We start from the raw sequence: 615 nt of genomic DNA on the forward strand, positions 1-615 counted from the left end.
CTGATGTCGATATCGGTACGTACCGGAATCGAGCCTTTTACCTTATTGAACTTAGCTTGAAACTCGACATCTGCCAGCGCGCTTGCGGTTTGCTGAGCCGCCTCGGCAGAAAACGACTTGCTCGACATAAACACCAAGCTGTCCATGTTGTAGAGGAATACACCATCGCTGTCAGGCGTTGGGTAACAGCCGACCTCTTGCGGAACTGAGACTTGATTGGCAAGCAACTCACCCAAAATCCAATCTCCACCGATTTGAAACAGCGCTTGACCGTCGGCTAGCGCTTGGGTCGCCGTATCCCACTTACTGTCGGGTAATTGGTTGTCGATCAACAAACTCAGGCGGCGAAATTGCGTCAACGCTTGGCGCAGGGTATCACTGTCGATGCTGTCTCGCTCAAGTTTAACCATTGCATTGGTGTAGAACTCAACGCCGCCAGTGGAGATCACTAAGTTCTCGAAAAGTTGGGCGACTTGCCACGGCTGCTCACCGACCGCGATCGGCACGATGCCATTTTGCTTGGCAAGCTCCATGGCAGCGAACATCTCTTGCCAGTTTTTCGGCGCGGACAGATTCAGTTGTTTAAGCTGCTTGTGGTTGACCCACAACCAGTTC

Annotated in this window: 1 protein-coding gene; it reads right to left on the reverse strand. The window is 52.4% G+C overall.

The annotated features are described in order from the left end of the window. Positions 1-615 (reverse strand): ABC transporter substrate-binding protein (locus R7O13_RS28510; RefSeq protein ID WP_318305412.1); only part of this gene is annotated, 615 nt, incomplete at both ends.

It is taken from the genome of Vibrio sp. Y176 (assembly GCF_033438945.1).